Below are 17,311 nucleotides of genomic sequence, written 5' to 3'. Positions count from 1 at the left end.
CCCAATCTGAGATTTTCAGGTTGGGCGATTTTTTTGATAATAAATTAAGTTGAGGAACTGAGAAACGATACTCTACATGGACAAAGTGCAATGAGATTTAAAATAGCGTGATAAATCAGAAAGTCAATGGATTATTCATCTTATTTCTGATTTTTCTGCTTATATTTGCATTATCATTAACTTTAAAAGAAAATCATGAAGAAATTGTTTTTATTAGCGCTTGCTTCTGCCTTTGTATTTAGTACCGGCAAAGCAGCAAATCCTGTTCTGACCATCGAAGGCGGACAGGTTCAGGGCGTAAACGCCGAGATTAAAGGAGTGACTGTTTTTCGCGGGATTCCGTACGCAGCACCTCCCATCAAAAACCTTCGTTGGAAAGCTCCTCAACCGGTTATTCCATGGCAAGGTATTAAACTTGCTGATAAATTCGGACACCCCGGTTATCAGGCTGTTCACTATCCAGGTGGTTATACCACTGAGTGGGGTTATGGCGATGAATCTCCTTACAGCGAAGACTGTCTTTACTTAAACGTATGGACAAAAGCTCCGGGAGAAGTTAGCAAAAAACTGCCTGTTGCACTGTGGATTCATGGTGGCGGTTACCGCGAAGGTTGGGGTTCCGAACCTGAATTTGACGGACAAGAATGGGGAAACAAAGACGTAGTGCTTGTTTCTATCAACTATCGTCTTGGTGTTTTCGGATTTTTGACTCATCCTGAACTTTCGAAAGAAAGTCCAAACCATGTTTCTGGAAACTATGGTATCCTCGACCAAATTGAATCACTCAAATGGATTAAGAAAAATATCGCACAATTTGGTGGCGATCCTGATAATGTGACCATCTTCGGACAAAGCGCTGGCGCTGGTAGTGTAAAAACACTTTGCGAATCTCCACTTGCCAGAGGTTTGTTCAAAAAAGCTGTTATTATGAGTGGTGGCGGTATTACTGTTGCTCCACCTGCAGGTACTCCAACCGGTGCTCCAGCCGGCGGCATGGGCATGGGCGGATTTGGTGGTCCTGTGACTCTTGAACAATCTGAGCTTCAGACAAAAGAAATTATGGATTGGGCAGGACTTACAACGCTTGAAAAAATGCGTGCTGCTTCTACCGAAACCGTTTATACCGTTGGAAGTTTGTACGGTGCTGCTACCGGAAAACGTACCCGTATGACAGGCTCTCCTATCGTGGATGGTTATGTTTCACTTCAGAGTTTCGACGCAGCCGCTATAGAAAATAAGCTGCCACAAATTCCATACATGATTGGTTACACCCTAAATGACATGGGCAGCATGGCTCCGGGTATTGCCGAATTCTGTCTGAACCGCGAAAAAGTGGGTGGCAAAGCATATGCTTATGAGTTTGCACGTCCGCTTCCTACTGATGGCAGAGGTGACGTACTCAAAGGAGCATTCCACTCTTCCGATTTGTGGTATGTATTCAAATCACTTAAACATGGTTGGAGACCGTGGGCTCAAGGCGATTGGGCGCTTTCGGAAGTTATGTTGACTGCTTGGTCGAACTTTGTCAAATACGGAGATCCAAACGGGAAAGCCCCTGCAAAATGGACTCCATACACCAAAGAAAATCCTAAATTCATGTTATTCAAACTCGATGCGAGCGATAAAGAAAACTCAGCAATGGGCGAACCTATCAAACCATAAATCGAATTAATCCCATAACTACAGAGGCTGTTTCAAAATGATACAGCCTCTTTTTTTGTCTTTTGAGCAACATTCAGCTCATAAAATAAGCCGCTCATTACTCAAAACGCAGGATTCAATCATAAACAGATTGCTGCAAATGAAGTTTATTATATCTTTGTAAGCTAACAACCAACATAATAGTATGGATAACACCAACAACAGAAAAACAGGTTCCGGCAAGCTTAAACAGCAAATACTTTCTTTGTTTAAAACTACAGCTTTTGTCCGAAATTCTAATCTAGAATTGGTAAAAAACAAAAGCACTGAAAGCGACAAAGATAATTTAGCCCTTGAAATCAAAGAACTTAAAAAGCTTCGATTGGTATTTGAACAAACGCCGGGTGCCATATTCATTCTTGACACAAATTTCTGCTTTGAATATGTTAATCCTGGCTACGAAAAATTATCCGGATTTTCGAAAGCCGAATTAATTGGTAAATCTGTTACCGAGATCTTTTCCCAGACTGATTATACCGAGCCGCGCGAGGAAATTGTAAAAAGCATGATAGCCGGCGAGAAATGGGAAGGCGAAATGCAAACCTACAAAAAAGATGGCTCTACCTACTGGGCTACCACCGTATCATCACCTTTTAAAGATGACAACGGAAATCTGGAAGGTTATATCATCATTCAGCAGGATGTTTCCGACAGAAAAAAATAGAGTCTGACCTTCGCGAAAGTGAAGGAAAATACAAAACGCTGGTGGAAAATTCACATGATGGGATCATGATTATTCGCAATTTCAAAGTGCTGTACGCTAACGATACGATTTGCAATATGATGGGTTACTGCCTCACAGAGCATCAAGGCGATATAGTACACCCCGATGACAGATATAAAATAGTTGCTATCAATGAGCTACGAAGAAGCGGTGACACATCCACGATACACGAAACATTGAGACTAATTGCACACAATGGAGAAATAAAAGAATGTGAGGCTACTTCTACCATGATACCGTTCGAAGGTGACTGGGCTGCATTCTATACCATTCACGATGTTACCGAACACAACCGTTTTGAACAGGAGCTAAAAAAAAGCGAGCAAAAATATCGCGAACTAACGGAGATGCTCCCCATTGGAGTATATGAGCTGGATTTGGGAGGACATATAAAATATATCAATCACGCTGGAAAAAAACTGTTTAATTTTGATGCAAGATTAGATACAAATCCGTCGGCTATGTCATTTTTTTCTAACTCCGACAGTATTTTAGTAAGAGAAAATCTCAAGCTTGAAATTGAACGACTAAAGAGCATGGATTTTATTGCCGAGCAGGAACCGGTAGCTATTCCGGTAGAATACACTGCAAAATGCGAAGATGGATCTGAATTTCCGGTACTCATATACCTTAACTATATTTACGGAAATAATAAAGTAATTGGATTCAGGGGAATCATCATTGACATTTCTGAACGTAAAACAATGGAGAATGCCTTGCGTGAAAGTGAGGAGAAGTATAAAACCTTAGTAGAAAATTCGCAGGATGGAATTCTGATTATCCGCGAGAATAAAATACTTTTCGCCAACAACACGATAGGTAAAATGCTGGATTTCTCTGTTAAAGAGCTACACGCTACATCCCCAATTGAAATAATACATCCACAGGATCATTATAAAGCCAAATACATAGGGGACGAACGACGGTTTAAAAACAATGTCACCATCAATGAATCTATCCGGCTGGTAGGAAAATCGGGAAAAGTGAGTGAATGCGAGATTACAGCATCCATCATCGATTTTCAGGGAGATAAAGCCGGTTTTTTCTCCATACAGGATACTACAGAGAATAAACGCATACAAAATGAGCTGTACAGAAGCGAATTAAGATATCACGAATTGGCCGAAATGCTGCCACTAGCCGTTTACGAACTGGATGTGAACGGAATACCTACCTATATGAACCAGACAGGACTGAAACTGATAGGGCTGGAAAAACCCGATTTCGACTGTCGACCCGCTTTCTCTTATTTTAAACCGGCTGATCGAGAAGTAATGATATCAAAACTCTCGGAAGAGTCAAGACGCACCAAAGAACATAATGGGAAGCTGGAACCCATTGTATCTCCGCCTGTAGAATATACTATTTGCCGCCCCGATGGAACAGAGATTCCGGTAATTATCTACGGAACAACCATTATTGAAAACGGAACAGTTACCGGCTCAAGAGGTATTTTCGTTGATATATCCGAACGGAAAGCGTTGGAAATTACCTTGCGCGAAAGCGAAGAGAAATACAAAGCACTAATAGAAAACTCGCAGGATGGAATTATTATCGTTGTTGACAATGATATATTATTTGCAAATAACACCTTTTGCAACATGCTGGGATATACCTTAGAAGAACTTTATACATTAGAAGCGGTAAAACTGATTGCCAACGAAGATGTAGAAAAAGCCAAAAGAGTGAACCAACTTCGGAAGAGCGGCAACAAAGAAACGCTTAATGACCTGTTCAAATTCAGAACGAAAAAAGGGACAGAAATTGACGCTGATGTTTACTCTTCAGTATTGGAGCTCAATGGACAAACAGTAAGTTATATTACAGTACATGATTTGACCCAGACAAGACTCATGCAGAAACAGCTTGAAGAAAGCGAAGAAAAATACCGCACATTGATAGAGAATGCTACAGATGGAATTGTTATTGTACAAGATGGCTTTCTGAAATTTGCCAATCAGACCATGTGCGACATCATGAGATATTCGCTCGACGAACTTAAAGAAAAGCCCTTTCTGAAATATATCGACAACAAAGATCATGAAATACTTGCTGAATTTCACAACCGACGCATGAAAGGCGAACAGTTCAGCAACATTCTCAGAAGCAAATTTATTCGGAAAGATAAAAAAATGATAACCGTCGAGCTTAATGCCCGCACTTCCAACTACAATGGTTCTCCGGCCGGTTTTATAGTGATACGCGATATTACAGAGCGATTGAAAATTGAACACGAGTTACAACACGCCAAAACAGAACTCGAAAAGCTGAACAGCCAGCTGGAAAAACGGGTAAAAGAAAGCTCAAAACGCCTTACGGAAGCCCGCACCCAATTAATTAACCTCCAAAAAGAAAACCTGCAATCGCAATACGACGTACTTAAGCAGCAGGTTAATCCACACTTTCTGTTCAACAGCCTCAACGTGCTGACTTCACTTATCAAACTGGAACCCGATCTGGCCGAAAAATTCTCGGAACAACTATCGAAAGTATATCGCTATGTGCTTGAAAACAAGGACAACGAACTGGTTGATTTACAGACTGAGCTAAACTTCCTTGATGCTTACATTTTCTTGCTGAATATTCGATTTATTGATAAACTCAGAGTAAACATCAATATCTCGGAAGAACGTCGGAACGACCGTATTATTCCGCTTGCCATGCAACTTCTGATTGAAAATGCGATCAAGCACAATACCATGTCAAAAGCAGAACCGCTGATCATAGACATATTTATTGACTTTGACAATAATCTGAACATTATCAACAACTTGCAAGAAAGACCATCGCAACTGGTATCGACAGGTGTTGGGCTAAAAAATATAGAAAACAGATACAAACTACTGAATAATACCATACCCACATTTGCTAAAACCGATAAACACTTTGTGGCAAAAGTCCCGCTGGTTTGTGAATAAATAAGACAGATAACAAAGAGTAAAACACACAAAATGAAGATAGTAATTATTGAAGATGAAGAGTTTGCAGCCCGCAGACTCAAGAATATGATAAATGAATATGATTCAACGATAGAGGTGGTTGCCAAACTGGAGTCGGTAAAAGAGTCAATAGATTGGTTTAAAAACAACGAGCACCCTGACCTTATATTTTTGGACATTCATCTGGAAGATGATTTAAGTTTCGCTATTTTTCAGGAAGTTCCCATAAGTTGTGCTATCGTTTTCACTACTGCAACCGACGAACTCGCCACCCGAGCATTTCAGCTTAAGGGAATTGACTTCATGCTCAAGCCAATTACGCAAGCTGACTTAGTGAATATGATTGAGAAATACAGAAATAAACCCACAAACGAGAAACCTGTCGATGCTCATATTTTCAACGAAATAACTAATGCTACCCATCTATGAGAACAATTATTATTGAAGATGAGGAGTTTGCAGCACGCAGACTCGAAAACCTGCTCTACGCATGTGACAGCAACATACAGGTAGTGGCTAAACTACAATCGGTCAAAGAATCTGTAATATGGCTTACTCAAAATGAACACCCCGATTTGATTTTTCTCGACATCCAACTTGAGGACGACCTGAGTTTTGCCATATTCGAGCAAGTAGAAGTTAAGTCTAAAATTATCTTTACCACTGCTTTTGATGAATATGCTATCAAAGCTTTTAAACTCAACAGCATCGATTATCTGCTAAAACCCATCAATCAGGATGAGTTGTGCAAAGCGGTAGAGAAATATCTCAACTGGAACAAAGAGGGAAATATGATTATTAACCCGATTGATCTTCGCAAAATACTGTCGGACAACAAACCCGCCTTCCGCGAACGGTTTATGGTGACTGTTGGTGACAAGCTAAAATCCATCAGTGTGTCCGATATCGCTTACTTTTTTTCCACATCGGGTATTACGTTTGTGGTAATGCAGTCCAAAAGCCAGTATTCTGTAGATTACAGTCTGGATAACTTGCGCGAAATGCTCAACCCAAAAGAATTTTTCCGCATCAACCGGCAATATTTTGTGGGATTAAAAGCAATAGATAAAGTCGTTCTATACCCCAAAAGCAGATTGAAAGTAGTATTAAACCCTCCGGCAGATACAGATTTGTTTGTCAGTATAGAAAAAGTGCCTGAATTTAAACAATGGATGGACGGAGAATGAACAGACTGCTCAATAAATCGTTTTAATCCCAGGTATTCAAATTACAGCCAAAACATCTTCAATTACCACTGCATTGTGACAAAAAATTGAGATTATTTAAAACTGAATATTAGTCATTCATCCATCAATTTACAATGTTCAACAGAAAAAGCTTGAATTTTTATTCAAGTTAATGTAACTTTGTTGCCTAAATTAAAGAAAGAGTATGAAAATTTAAAATGTGTAAGTATTATGTTTAGAAAAAAGAATCTCCTGAGTTTGTTTATCGTATTGGCATTGAGCAGCTACACTGCTGCAGCCCCAAAAGCGGATGACGTCACCGCCTTTGTAAAAGACAGTCAATCCAAACAACCTATTGAATTTGCATCGGTAGAACTACTTAACGCTAAAGACAGTTTGCTGACAGGATGTATAACAGATTCAAAAGGTTTTTTTCAAATCACTGCACCGAACCGAGCCACCAAGCTACGCATACATTTCGTCGGCTACAAAACTCTTGAAACCCCGATTAATAATTCCGAATTAGGAACACTGTTTTTGGAAGAGGATTCAAAGCTCTTAAATGAAGTCACAGTAAAAGGAAGTGCACGTACCAACAAAGTAGACCGCGACATTTACAATATAACCAAAGAACTGCGCTCGGGAACCGTGAGTTCGCAGGAATTATTGGGGAAACTTAACGGAGTAAATTACAACCGATACGATAAATCAATCAGTGTAAACGGAAGTACCAAAATTCTTATTCTGATAGATGGTATAGAAAAAGATCAGGATATGGCTAAAAATCTTCCCTCAGACCGAATTGAGCGGATTGAGGTAATAAAAGATCCGGTAGGAAAATACGCCACAGACGGTTACACTGCTGTAATTAATATAGTGCTGAAAAAAGACTACTCGGGTATAGACGCCTTTGTGACCAACACCAGCGTTTTTGATATAGTGGGAAGCAACGGAGACGACGTTTTAACGCAGGATGCAGGAAATATGAATATCACCTACACCTATAAGAAACTTAACGTATATACCTCGGGTAGAATATATGGTTCGAACTTTAATGTGCCCACCGAACTTGTGAAACGCTACGGAAACATTACCACCGCAACTGAACCTCTTGACTTAAATAATCCAAACGCAACTTCAAGGTCCAGAAACGGCAAAATAACCTTTGGTGCGGATTATGCACTTTCGAAGAAACACTCACTCTCAGCGGAAATAAGATATTCCGGCGACAAAGACAAAAGTTCGGCAGAATACAATTTAATCAATTCTTTGGGTTCCGTTGTGACAAGCAATAGTTATTCGCTAACAAATTCTGATTCACACACCACCAACTGGCAGGGAGTCCTTACTTACAAAGGCAAATTCGATGACAAAAACTCGATAGATGCCGATTTACGCTATAATTATTCCAGTGGATACAATCAGAATTACTTCCAGCAAGATAAGTTTTCGAGCAACAGCAATATAGACTTGAGCGGAAATTATGCCAGATTGAATGTAAATTACAACCACCAGTTTTCTCCCGAATTGAACATGGATCTTGGTTATGGGAATGTTTACAACCAAAACACCAACAAACTGAATTCAAGTTCGTTTACTCAAAACGAGTACAGAAACCGTGTATCGTTGTACCTGAATTACAAACCCATACAACAGATTAGCCTTAAAGCTGGTGCTATAGTAGAAAACTATACTCAGAAAAACAGCACTAGCGATGTAAACCGAACAGCAATTATGCCTTATGCCAACATCCAATATGCGCCAAGTCAGAAGTTTAATATCGTAGCAAAATATCATGTCGGTGCCGGATACCCCGATATTAATCAATTAAGTCCATTCAGAACTGCTCAGGACTCGCTTATGTGGTCCATTGGTAATCCTGCTTTGCGCACCAACATAAGTCACTCATTATCAATGGATATTAATGTACTAAACTTTATAACACTTACGCCTTACTATAATTTCAATCATTCGAGCTTAGCTTCGTATGTAAGTATCGATCCGACCAACAGTGCCCTTTACTTAACTCAGAATGTAAATGCCGATAAATACGAACAATACGGTGCTTCACTAAACTTTACCATACCGTTTGGGAAAACCATTTTCTGGCAAAACAGACTGGACTGGAACAAAAGTCGCATGGCTTACCTCGATGATAGTTATAACACTAACAACTTCACAGCCAATTCTACACTGGTTTATGTTATGCAAAAAACCGGTTTAGTTACTGGAGTAGTATATCAGAAAATGTTGCGCCACGAGGTTTCGATACAAGGATATGGTTCATCTGGCAACAACCTTTTATTGGCATTTTTACAAAAGTCATTCCTCAAAGAAAAGCTTAATGCCTCATTAATGTATATATTCCCAGTCAATTTTATGTCATATGACCAGTCCTCACTGACTCAGGCAAAGTCATATTATCAGTATTCTAATGTGAATTTGAATCTTATCAAAAATCTTGTATTTTTTGAAATAAGCTATCGATTCAATGCCGGTAGACAGGTAAAGAAGAAACAATCTGACGACAGCGATGAAATCACCAGATCGAAGAAGGGTGGTATAGGATTATAAAACAAAACGATTAGCCCCAAACAAAACCAGCCCAACTTAATTGATATTAAGTTGGGCTGGATCATTTTATAAAGAATTTCTGGTAGTCTTACTGAACGCCACCTCCAAGCGCTTTGTAAAGACTCACACTCTGAGTTAACTGATCAAGCTTATCATTTACCTTACTGAGCTGCGCTGACAACAAGTTTTGTTGTGCCGAAAGCACTTCGGTATAGTTTGCCTCACCGGCTTTGAGCAATTCCTGTGTGTAATCAACCGATTTCACAAGCGACTCTACTTGCTTATCTCTCCACTCGTTTTTACTTACCGACGATTTGTAGCTGAACAAAATATCAGATACTTCTTGTCCGGCTACTAACAGCGTATTCGAAAACGTAAGCAATGCTTCATCCTGTTGGGCTTTTGATATTTTCAAATTGCCCTTCAACTGTCCTTTCGCAAAAATAGGTTGAGTCAGCCCTGCAACAATCTCAGCAGCCAAATTCGCCGGACTGAAAAAATTGGTCACACCACCAGCAGCAAATCCTACCGAAAGTGTATTGATGCTAAACGTAGGATAAAAAGCAGCTTTAGCAGCATCGGTGAGCGCATAAGCCGATTGCAATGAAAGTTCTGCCTGTTTCACATCCGGACGGTTAGCCAGTGTCCGAACAGAGATATTACCATTCATTCTAGACGGAATAATCTGATCGTTGATATAGTTCCTATCCACCGCACCGGGTGCACGACCGATAAGTACGCAAATGGCATTTTCCTGTTGACGAATTTTGCTTTCCAAATCAAAAACCGAAAGCTGAGTACTGTAAAGCAAAGCCTTGCTTTGTTCTACACCGGCAGCTGTTATCTGACCTGCATCTTTCAACGCTTGCAAGGTTTCGGTGCTTTTTTGCAAGAGCACAATGGTTTCTTTCGTAGTCCGCAGTTGTTCATCAAATGCCATTAAACTATAATAGCTCTTAGCAATAGATGAAATCAGCGTTGTCTGAATGAGCTTTTTGTATTCAAGCGTATTCAGGTAAGCAGCATATTTCGATTTGGTCTGACTATTGAGTTTTCCCCATAAATCAGCTTCCCAACTGGCAGTAATCCCCAGCGAATTTATATTAGAAGAATATCCGAATACATCGGTACCTCTTTTCCCCGAACTAAGTCGGGTATAATCAACTCGGCCGGCAGCACCTACCGAAGGCAGAAAAGCTGATTTAGACATATATAAACCAGCTTCGGCTTGCTGAATGCGGGTCAGAGCTACTTTCATATTGTAGCCGTTTTTCAGACCCTCACCAATGAGTGTCTGAAGTTTGGCATCCGGAAAATAACTCTTCCATGGAATAGTAGCCAGAGAAGTAGTGTCCGCGCTATTCTCAACAGCATCACGCACCAGATTCTTCGTATCGGGCTGAGGCACTTTAGCAAGTTCCTTATAGTTCCGACACGAAACGAAACCAACGGCAATTATCATCACCATCAAAATCCGTATACTTATTTTTTTATGTTGTATATACATATCAATATTTTTGTGATTATGTTTATTTTTCGTGATGTTCGTCTATCGTTACAATTTTCGTTTTACTGAAATGCTCGTGCAAATTCTGGAAAATGATAAACAGTGATGGAATAACTAATATTCCGAATACAGTACCGAATAACATACCTCCAATAGCACTGATACCAATCGATTTATTACCTACCGCACCGGCACCTGTAGCAAGTGCCAACGGAAGTAATCCGAAGATAAAGGCCAGCGAAGTCATCAAAATCGGACGTAAACGAGCCGTAGCTCCTTCAACAGCAGCTTTCACAATACTCATTCCCTGATGACGACGTTGCAATGCATATTCCACAATCAAAATAGCATTCTTTGCCAGCAAACCGATAAGCATAATGAGTGAGATTTGTACGTAGATATTATTCACAATACCACTACCGCCCATCAACGACACAAAGACGAACACAAACACACCTGCCAAACCGATAGGCAATGAAAGTAATACCGCCAGTGGAAGAATGTAACTTTCGTACAACGCCGCCAGCAATAGATACACAAAGATGATACACAACCCAAAAATCAAAATAGTTTGATTGCTGCTATTCGCTTCTTCGCGGGTCATTCCACTAAAATCATAACCATATCCTTCCGGCAAATTAATTTCTTTCAAGGCTTTCAACACATCTCCGGAAGTATATCCTTTTACATAATTCGGAATAACAGTAACATCCATTGACGAGAACAGATTGAAACGCGTTAACGCTTGAGGACCGGTTACATCTTTCACGGTGATAAATTCACTGATTGGTGTCATTACTCCGTTCGAAGTTTTCACAGCCAATCCGTTCAAATCATCCAACTTAGAACGATACTGCGGTGCAGCTTGTACCACCACGCGGTATTGCTTACCATACGAGTTGAAATTGGAAACATACATACTTCCCACATAAGCTTGTAAGGCAGACATAACATCATTCAACGTAAGTCCGGCATCCTTAATCTTAGCTATATTAGCTTCAATTTGCTTTTGAGGGAAACGGGGGTCGAAGCTATTCATAATCATCATTACTTCCGGACGTTTGCGCAATTCGTTCAAAAATTCGGTGGTTACACCATAGAATTTATCCACGCTACCGCCGGTTTTGTCCTGCATTTTCAATTCTACACCACTGCTCATACCAAATCCCTGAAGAGTTGGTGTTCCGAAAAACATAAATGTGGCATCTTTGATAGAATCGGTTCGCTGTTTAAGTAATGCAGTCACATCACCCGTCGAAATATCACGGTCATTCCAAGGATCCATCTTTATAAGCACAGAAGCGTATGAACTTCCCATACCACTCGTAAAGCTAAGTCCGGTAAGACTGATTGTATTATGTACGTGTGGAATAGATTCAGCTATTTTCGTCACTCTGGCAGTCACTTGAGCAGTACGCTCGAGCGAAGAACCCGGCGAAAGACTAATCATACCCATCACATTTCCACTATCTTCACTTGGTACAAATCCGTTTGGCACAATTTTCATTGTGATTCCCAAAATAGCCGTAAACACTACAATAATAGTAACCGTAATCCAGCGATGGTTTTTCTTTCCTAAAAACTCAAGTGTCTTTTTGTACCTAGCCGTTAAAGCTGCAAATCCGACATTGAAATAATAATAAAACCGACGAATCAAACTTTTATCATGTAGATCGGGGTTATGTTCAGTCTTTAAAAAGATAGCACAAAGAGCAGGACTGAGCGTTAACGCATTCACGGCCGAAATGAGAATGGCAATAGACAGCGTCAATCCAAATTGCTTGAAGAACACACCACTTGTACCACCAATAAAACTTACGGGGATAAATACGGCAGCCATAACCAGGGTAATAGAAACAATGGCCGGGGCAATTTCACCCATAGCAGCTATTGCAGCTTCTTTTGCATCTGTCATACCAGCGTCCATTTTAGCATGGACAGCCTCCACCACTACAATGGCATCATCCACCACAATACCGATAGCCAGCACCAAAGCAAACAGCGTAAGCAAATTGATGGAGAAGCCAAACAGGAGTAAGAAAAAGAATGTACCAATAATTGCTACCGGCACAGCAATAGCCGGGATAAGCGTAGCTCTGAAATTTTGCAAAAACAAAAATACAACGATAAATACCAGAATAAATGCTTCCAGCAAAGTATGCAGAACCTTCTCGATAGAAGCATTCAAAAACTCGCTTGCATCCATTTGATACTCGTAACTGATACCTTTAGGAAGTTTTTTCCCGGCATCCTCCATCACTTTTTTCACGTCCTTGATAATATCCTGCGCATTAGATCCCGCAGTCTGATTAATCGCCATAACAACTGCTTCAGCACCGTTATTGCGAGTAAAGATGGAATAACTTGCCGAGCCCAACTCCAACGTTGCAACATCCTTCAGACGTAAAACCTGAGAGTTTTTCGAGCGAATGATAATATTGCCAAATTCTTCCGTATTTTTCAACCTTCCGGTATATTTCAGAGCGTATTGAAACGACTGATTGCTGTTAGCTCCCAACTCGCCGGGGGCTGCCTCAATATTCTGATCCTGCAACGCTGCATTCACCTCACTCGGAGTGATATTATACGATTTCATTACGTCCGGTTTCAACCACACACGCATGGTGTAATCTTTTGCACCATACACACTTGCATCGCCCACCCCCATCACACGTTTAATTTGTGGTAGGATGTTGATGTTCACGTAATTCTGCATGAATTTATCATCATAATCCGGATTTTTTGATTTTAGCATAATCATCAAAACCGTACTACTTTGTTGCTTCTGAACCGTCACACCGTTTCTGGTCACTTCCGATGGAAGCAAAGCGGCTGCCTGTGAAACACGGTTTTGCACATTTACTGCAGCCATATCCGGATTAGTCCCTTGTTTGAAAAAGACATTAATGGAAGCAGTACCACCATTGGCGGCTGAAGACGTCATATACGTCATCCCCTCTACCCCATTTATTTGCTCTTCCAGCGGCACAATCACACTTTTCAGTACTGCGTCAGCATTTGCACCACTGTAGTTGGTAGACACCCTAACCGTAGGGGGAGCAATATTAGGGTATTGTTCTATCGGCAATGAGAAAATTCCGATAATCCCCAACACCACGAAAAGAACGGAAATAACCGTTGATAAAACGGGTCTTTCTATAAAAGTTTTTAGCATTTTCTTCTATTTGATTTGAGTAAGTAATAATAAATAATTACTGATATGTTATTCTGAAATAACATTCAGAGAATAAGACTTGCAACCTGCCTACCGCAGGCAGGCTCGTAACTACCTAATCTACTTTTGTTCTTTAATTTTCTGACCGTTCGTCAAAGTAGCAATACCATCAGTAACAATCTTGTCACCTAAAGATAAACCTTCAGTAACAACATAAGCCTGACCATCAGGAGTTGTTTTTACACGAACAACTTTCTGAACCACCGAATCTCCCTGAAATTTGTAAACAAGCACTTTGTCCTGCTGAGCAAAAGTTGCCTTCTGAGGAATAACAATTGCACTTTTATGTTCGGATGGAATTATAACTTTGGCACTGGAACCGCTTCGCAATAATCCATGTTTATTTGGAAACGAAGCTCTAAAGTTTACAGCTCCCGATGTTGCATCCACTACACCCGAAATAGTTTCGATCCGTCCGGTTTCTTCATATTGGGTTCCATCAGACAACATCAACCTGATTGCTGGCATATTTTTAATTTTTTCTGCTTGCGTATTTCCTTTGAATTCTTTTAGGAGTTCCAACAGATCTTTTTCATTTACAGAGAAATAAGCAACAACTTTCGATATGTTAGAAACTGTTGTCAAAACAGTAGCATTAGTCACTAAACTTCCCTGACGATATGACAATGTACCCACAACACCATCTACAGGACTGGTAACAGTTGCCCAATTTAAGGTAGCTTTAGCCTGATCAAGAGTTGCTTTGGCAGAAGCCAGTGTATTTTGGTAAGCTGATAATTTCACATCGCTCATAATTCCTTTTTCAGCCAGTGGACGAATACGCTCAACATCCAGTTTAGCAGTATTGTAGCTGGCTTTAGCATTTTCAACCATCTGAACGGAAGAAGGAGAATTAATTTTAAACAAAGGCTGACCTTTTCTAACCACTGCACCTTCATCTACAAAGATTTTATCGATATATCCTTCCACACGGGCTTTTATGTCGATGTCCTGTTCGCCTTTCAAAACGGCAGGATAAACTGCATGGAGTTCTACATCACTGGCAGAAATAACTGCAACAGGATAAGCTTTCACCTGTGCTGCAGCGTTGGTTTGAGCTTGTTTGTTTTTACATGAAGTAAAAAACAAAAGGAGTAATGCACCCCCAAATAAAAATTTTCTCATTTTCATACATTTAATATTTTAATACACACTTTTCTTATTTATTTTCAACACTTTTATTCTCATTATTCTTTTACACAAGTGAATAATTTATCCGATTCAATCTTCAAATGATCCAGTACTTTGTAAAAAGTCATCATATCATCGATGGATAATCCTCCCTGAAGCTCATCATTCAACTTCATCTCAGTTTTGCGAAAGTCATCAAGAAGCTTCACTCCTTTAGCGGTAATGTGTAATTTATTCTTTCTTCTGTCATTCTGATCTACTACTCTGCAGATAAGGTCTTTCTTCTGCAAAATATCTATCATCCTTAATGTAGAGGACTTATCTTTTCCCATTTTTTCGGCAATATCTCTTAGGATTACTTCATCTTTTTCCTCATTTATCGCAAAAAGTAACCCAAATTGACTCATCGTGAGTTTAATACCTGTTTCTTCGTTCACTCTGATTTCCAACACTCGAAACATTGCCTTCAGCATTCTAACCACGACCATGCCTAAAGGTATATTTGTAGTTTCCATATTCAGTTATTAATATTTTTTGCAAAGGTATATGCAATAATTGACACATGCAACCAACTCCAACGGTTTAACGTTTTAGATTTCTGATTAATTTAATCGTATACATATCTGAATAAACCTTTTAGACGTAAAAAAGTTTTTAAAGAGATTATCATTTTCAAAAACATGCAGTTCAATATAACCGGATAAGGATATTACAACATTGTTCCGTTATTACATTTATTAACCATTTCATCATACTACATTGGTCATTCATCGGGAAAAACTGCCAATTCGACGATTTTTTGTTTATTAATAGTTGATAGTGTATTACTTTTGCGTCAGATTTCAAAAACAACCATTTTGTTAACTGTTGTTTTTTTAAAGTAAAAACCCATCACCAACGTCTTTATTTGAAGAAGACATTGCAAATCAAAAAATTTCTTCAAGGTGTAAAAAGATTTATATGAAAAAAAGATTGTTATTACTAATGCTCTCGGGTATTTTGTTGTTAGGACAGAATCATCTGTCAGCCCAAAAAACTGTAACGCTGGATGAGTGTATCAGGTTGTCGTTAAAGAATAATTTGCAAATGGTGAATGGAGAAATTGACATCAAATCGGTCAATTCCCGTATTAAAGAAGCTAAAAGCGGTCTCTTGCCTTCTGTAGATATTACAGGACAGTATCAATATTACCTGTCGATGCCCAAAATGCTTGTACCGGCAGAATTTTTCGGAGGAAAAGCCGGAGAATATGCCGAGGTTGCTTTCGGCTCTGAGCAAACCAGCAGTGCTTCGCTGCAGGTAACTCAGGTGCTATACAACCAAAAAGTCTTTATCGGGCTTAAAGCAGCCAAAACAGCTAAAAACATGACAGAACTTCAGGTAAGTAAAACCAAAGAAGATCTGATTTACAATGTATCTGCGGTGTATTATAACCTTCAGGTTGTACAGGAAAACCTGAATATGATAGACACCAACATTGTAAGACTTGAAAAACTTTTAAATACAAGTAAAATACTTCAGGCAAACGAAATTATAAGCCGTACCAACCTGAAACGGTTACAAATCAATTACGACAATCTGAAAAACGAACGTAATAACTTGCAGCTTGTTGGAGCTAAAGCATATAATCTACTCAAATATCTGTTAGGTGTTCAGCTATCCGAGCCGATAGTAGTTGCAGCTTTCGAACCGGTGGAAGCATCTGAAGCTATGAGTAAAGGAAATGTTGAAAACCGTACGGATGTAAAACTGGTGCGTGAACAGATTAGTCTGGCCGAACTAGACAAGAAAGCTGCTATTGCCGACTATTACCCAACACTGGCGGGTGTATTCAACTATGGTGTTACAGGTAACTACAACAAAGTATCTCCGTTTAAATCTATCAACGATAACTGGATCAAAAGCAGCTATATTGCTCTGCAACTAAAAATTCCGGTTTTTAGTGGCTTAAGTCGGTACAATCAGGTAAAACAAAAGAATTTTGCGGTACAGAAAGCTCAAAACAATTATGAATTGCTAAGGCAATCGGCGGAAAAAGAAATGTCGGATGCAGTGAATAATCTGATGAGTAGCAATAACTCGTTTGATAATGCAAAACGTAGTTTGGAGTTAGCTCAGGATGTATTTAAGAGTTCGGATACCGAATATCGTAACGGATTGATTTCACTCTCGGACATTCTCCAAATTCAGAATGAACTAACCACCGCCCGTAATAATTACAGCACAGCGCTGATAAACCTACGTTTGGCAGAGATTGAACTAAAAAAAGCGAATGGTTCTCTCAGCAAATCTTACTAATCAGCACATTATTTT

General features: G+C 39.6%; 11 protein-coding genes. 7 read left to right on the top strand and 4 right to left on the bottom strand.

The window, feature by feature from the left end; genetic code table 11:
• The first annotated feature begins 195 nt into the window (after window positions 1–195).
• From PALPR_RS13640 to PALPR_RS13615, 6 genes are all read left to right on the top strand, one after another.
• The gene (locus PALPR_RS13640) at window positions 196–1,662 is read left to right on the top strand and encodes a carboxylesterase/lipase family protein (protein WP_013446237.1); all 1,467 of its coding nucleotides are present in this window, start codon (window positions 196–198) and stop codon (window positions 1,660–1,662) included.
• Window positions 1,663–1,846: 184 nt separating this feature from the next.
• Complete coding sequence (locus PALPR_RS13635; protein ID WP_013446236.1) at window positions 1,847–2,365, top strand: PAS domain-containing protein; 519 nt, start codon at window positions 1,847–1,849, stop codon at window positions 2,363–2,365.
• Window positions 2,362–5,343, top strand: coding sequence for a PAS domain S-box protein (locus PALPR_RS15565; RefSeq protein ID WP_272867153.1), 2,982 nt, complete (start codon window positions 2,362–2,364; stop codon window positions 5,341–5,343). The genes PALPR_RS13635 and PALPR_RS15565 overlap by 4 nt, the downstream gene beginning before the upstream one ends.
• 33 nt (window positions 5,344–5,376) lie before the next feature.
• On the top strand, window positions 5,377–5,793 hold the full coding sequence (locus tag PALPR_RS13625) for a LytR/AlgR family response regulator transcription factor (protein WP_013446234.1): 417 nt from the start codon (window positions 5,377–5,379) through the stop codon (window positions 5,791–5,793).
• The gene (locus PALPR_RS13620) at window positions 5,790–6,551 is read left to right on the top strand and encodes a LytR/AlgR family response regulator transcription factor (RefSeq protein WP_013446233.1); all 762 of its coding nucleotides are present in this window, start codon (window positions 5,790–5,792) and stop codon (window positions 6,549–6,551) included. The genes PALPR_RS13625 and PALPR_RS13620 overlap by 4 nt, the downstream gene beginning before the upstream one ends.
• A 231-nt stretch (window positions 6,552–6,782) precedes the next feature.
• On the top strand, window positions 6,783–9,125 hold the full coding sequence (locus PALPR_RS13615; RefSeq protein ID WP_013446232.1) for a TonB-dependent receptor: 2,343 nt from the start codon (window positions 6,783–6,785) through the stop codon (window positions 9,123–9,125).
• An 88-nt stretch (window positions 9,126–9,213) separates the two neighbouring features.
• Here the strand turns inward: PALPR_RS13615 and PALPR_RS13610 are convergent, their stop codons facing one another.
• The 4 genes from PALPR_RS13610 to PALPR_RS15560 form a co-directional block, all read right to left on the bottom strand.
• A complete protein-coding gene (locus PALPR_RS13610) occupies window positions 9,214–10,632 on the bottom strand; it encodes an efflux transporter outer membrane subunit (RefSeq protein WP_013446231.1) in 1,419 nt (472 codons plus the stop codon).
• A 22-nt stretch (window positions 10,633–10,654) separates the two neighbouring features.
• Window positions 10,655–13,807, bottom strand: coding sequence for an efflux RND transporter permease subunit (locus PALPR_RS13605; RefSeq protein WP_013446230.1), 3,153 nt, complete (start codon window positions 13,805–13,807; stop codon window positions 10,655–10,657).
• Window positions 13,808–13,927: 120 nt separating this feature from the next.
• A complete protein-coding gene (locus PALPR_RS13600) occupies window positions 13,928–14,992 on the bottom strand; it encodes an efflux RND transporter periplasmic adaptor subunit (RefSeq protein ID WP_245544417.1) in 1,065 nt (354 codons plus the stop codon).
• A gap of 62 nt (window positions 14,993–15,054) precedes the next feature.
• Window positions 15,055–15,513, bottom strand: a complete 459-nt coding sequence (locus tag PALPR_RS15560) for a MarR family winged helix-turn-helix transcriptional regulator (RefSeq protein WP_013446228.1) — start codon at window positions 15,511–15,513, stop codon at window positions 15,055–15,057.
• A gap of 445 nt (window positions 15,514–15,958) precedes the next feature.
• Between PALPR_RS15560 and PALPR_RS13590 the strand changes: the two genes are divergently transcribed.
• A complete protein-coding gene (locus PALPR_RS13590; protein WP_013446227.1) occupies window positions 15,959–17,296 on the top strand; it encodes a TolC family protein in 1,338 nt (445 codons plus the stop codon).
• Window positions 17,297–17,311: the final 15 nt, after the last annotated feature.

Source organism: Paludibacter propionicigenes WB4 (genome assembly GCF_000183135.1).
In the GTDB taxonomy this organism is placed as follows: domain Bacteria; phylum Bacteroidota; class Bacteroidia; order Bacteroidales; family Paludibacteraceae; genus Paludibacter; species Paludibacter propionicigenes.
Note: the sequence above shows the minus strand (reverse complement) of the source record. Positions and strands in the feature narration are given on the sequence as shown.

Excerpts from the sequence above, each read along its gene's own strand:
- PALPR_RS13610 (WP_013446231.1), bottom strand. The coding sequence starts at position 10,632 with ATGTATATACAACATAAAAAAATAAGTATACGGATTTTGATGGTGATG.
- PALPR_RS13635 (WP_013446236.1), top strand. The coding sequence starts at position 1,847 with ATGGATAACACCAACAACAGAAAAACAGGTTCCGGCAAGCTTAAACAG.
- PALPR_RS13605 (WP_013446230.1), bottom strand. The coding sequence starts at position 13,807 with ATGCTAAAAACTTTTATAGAAAGACCCGTTTTATCAACGGTTATTTCC.
- PALPR_RS13625 (WP_013446234.1), top strand. The coding sequence starts at position 5,377 with ATGAAGATAGTAATTATTGAAGATGAAGAGTTTGCAGCCCGCAGACTC.
- PALPR_RS15560 (WP_013446228.1), bottom strand. The coding sequence starts at position 15,513 with ATGGAAACTACAAATATACCTTTAGGCATGGTCGTGGTTAGAATGCTG.
- PALPR_RS13615 (WP_013446232.1), top strand. The coding sequence starts at position 6,783 with ATGTTTAGAAAAAAGAATCTCCTGAGTTTGTTTATCGTATTGGCATTG.
- PALPR_RS13620 (WP_013446233.1), top strand. The coding sequence starts at position 5,790 with ATGAGAACAATTATTATTGAAGATGAGGAGTTTGCAGCACGCAGACTC.
- PALPR_RS13640 (WP_013446237.1), top strand. The coding sequence starts at position 196 with ATGAAGAAATTGTTTTTATTAGCGCTTGCTTCTGCCTTTGTATTTAGT.
- PALPR_RS13590 (WP_013446227.1), top strand. The coding sequence starts at position 15,959 with ATGAAAAAAAGATTGTTATTACTAATGCTCTCGGGTATTTTGTTGTTA.
- PALPR_RS13600 (WP_245544417.1), bottom strand. The coding sequence starts at position 14,992 with ATGAGAAAATTTTTATTTGGGGGTGCATTACTCCTTTTGTTTTTTACT.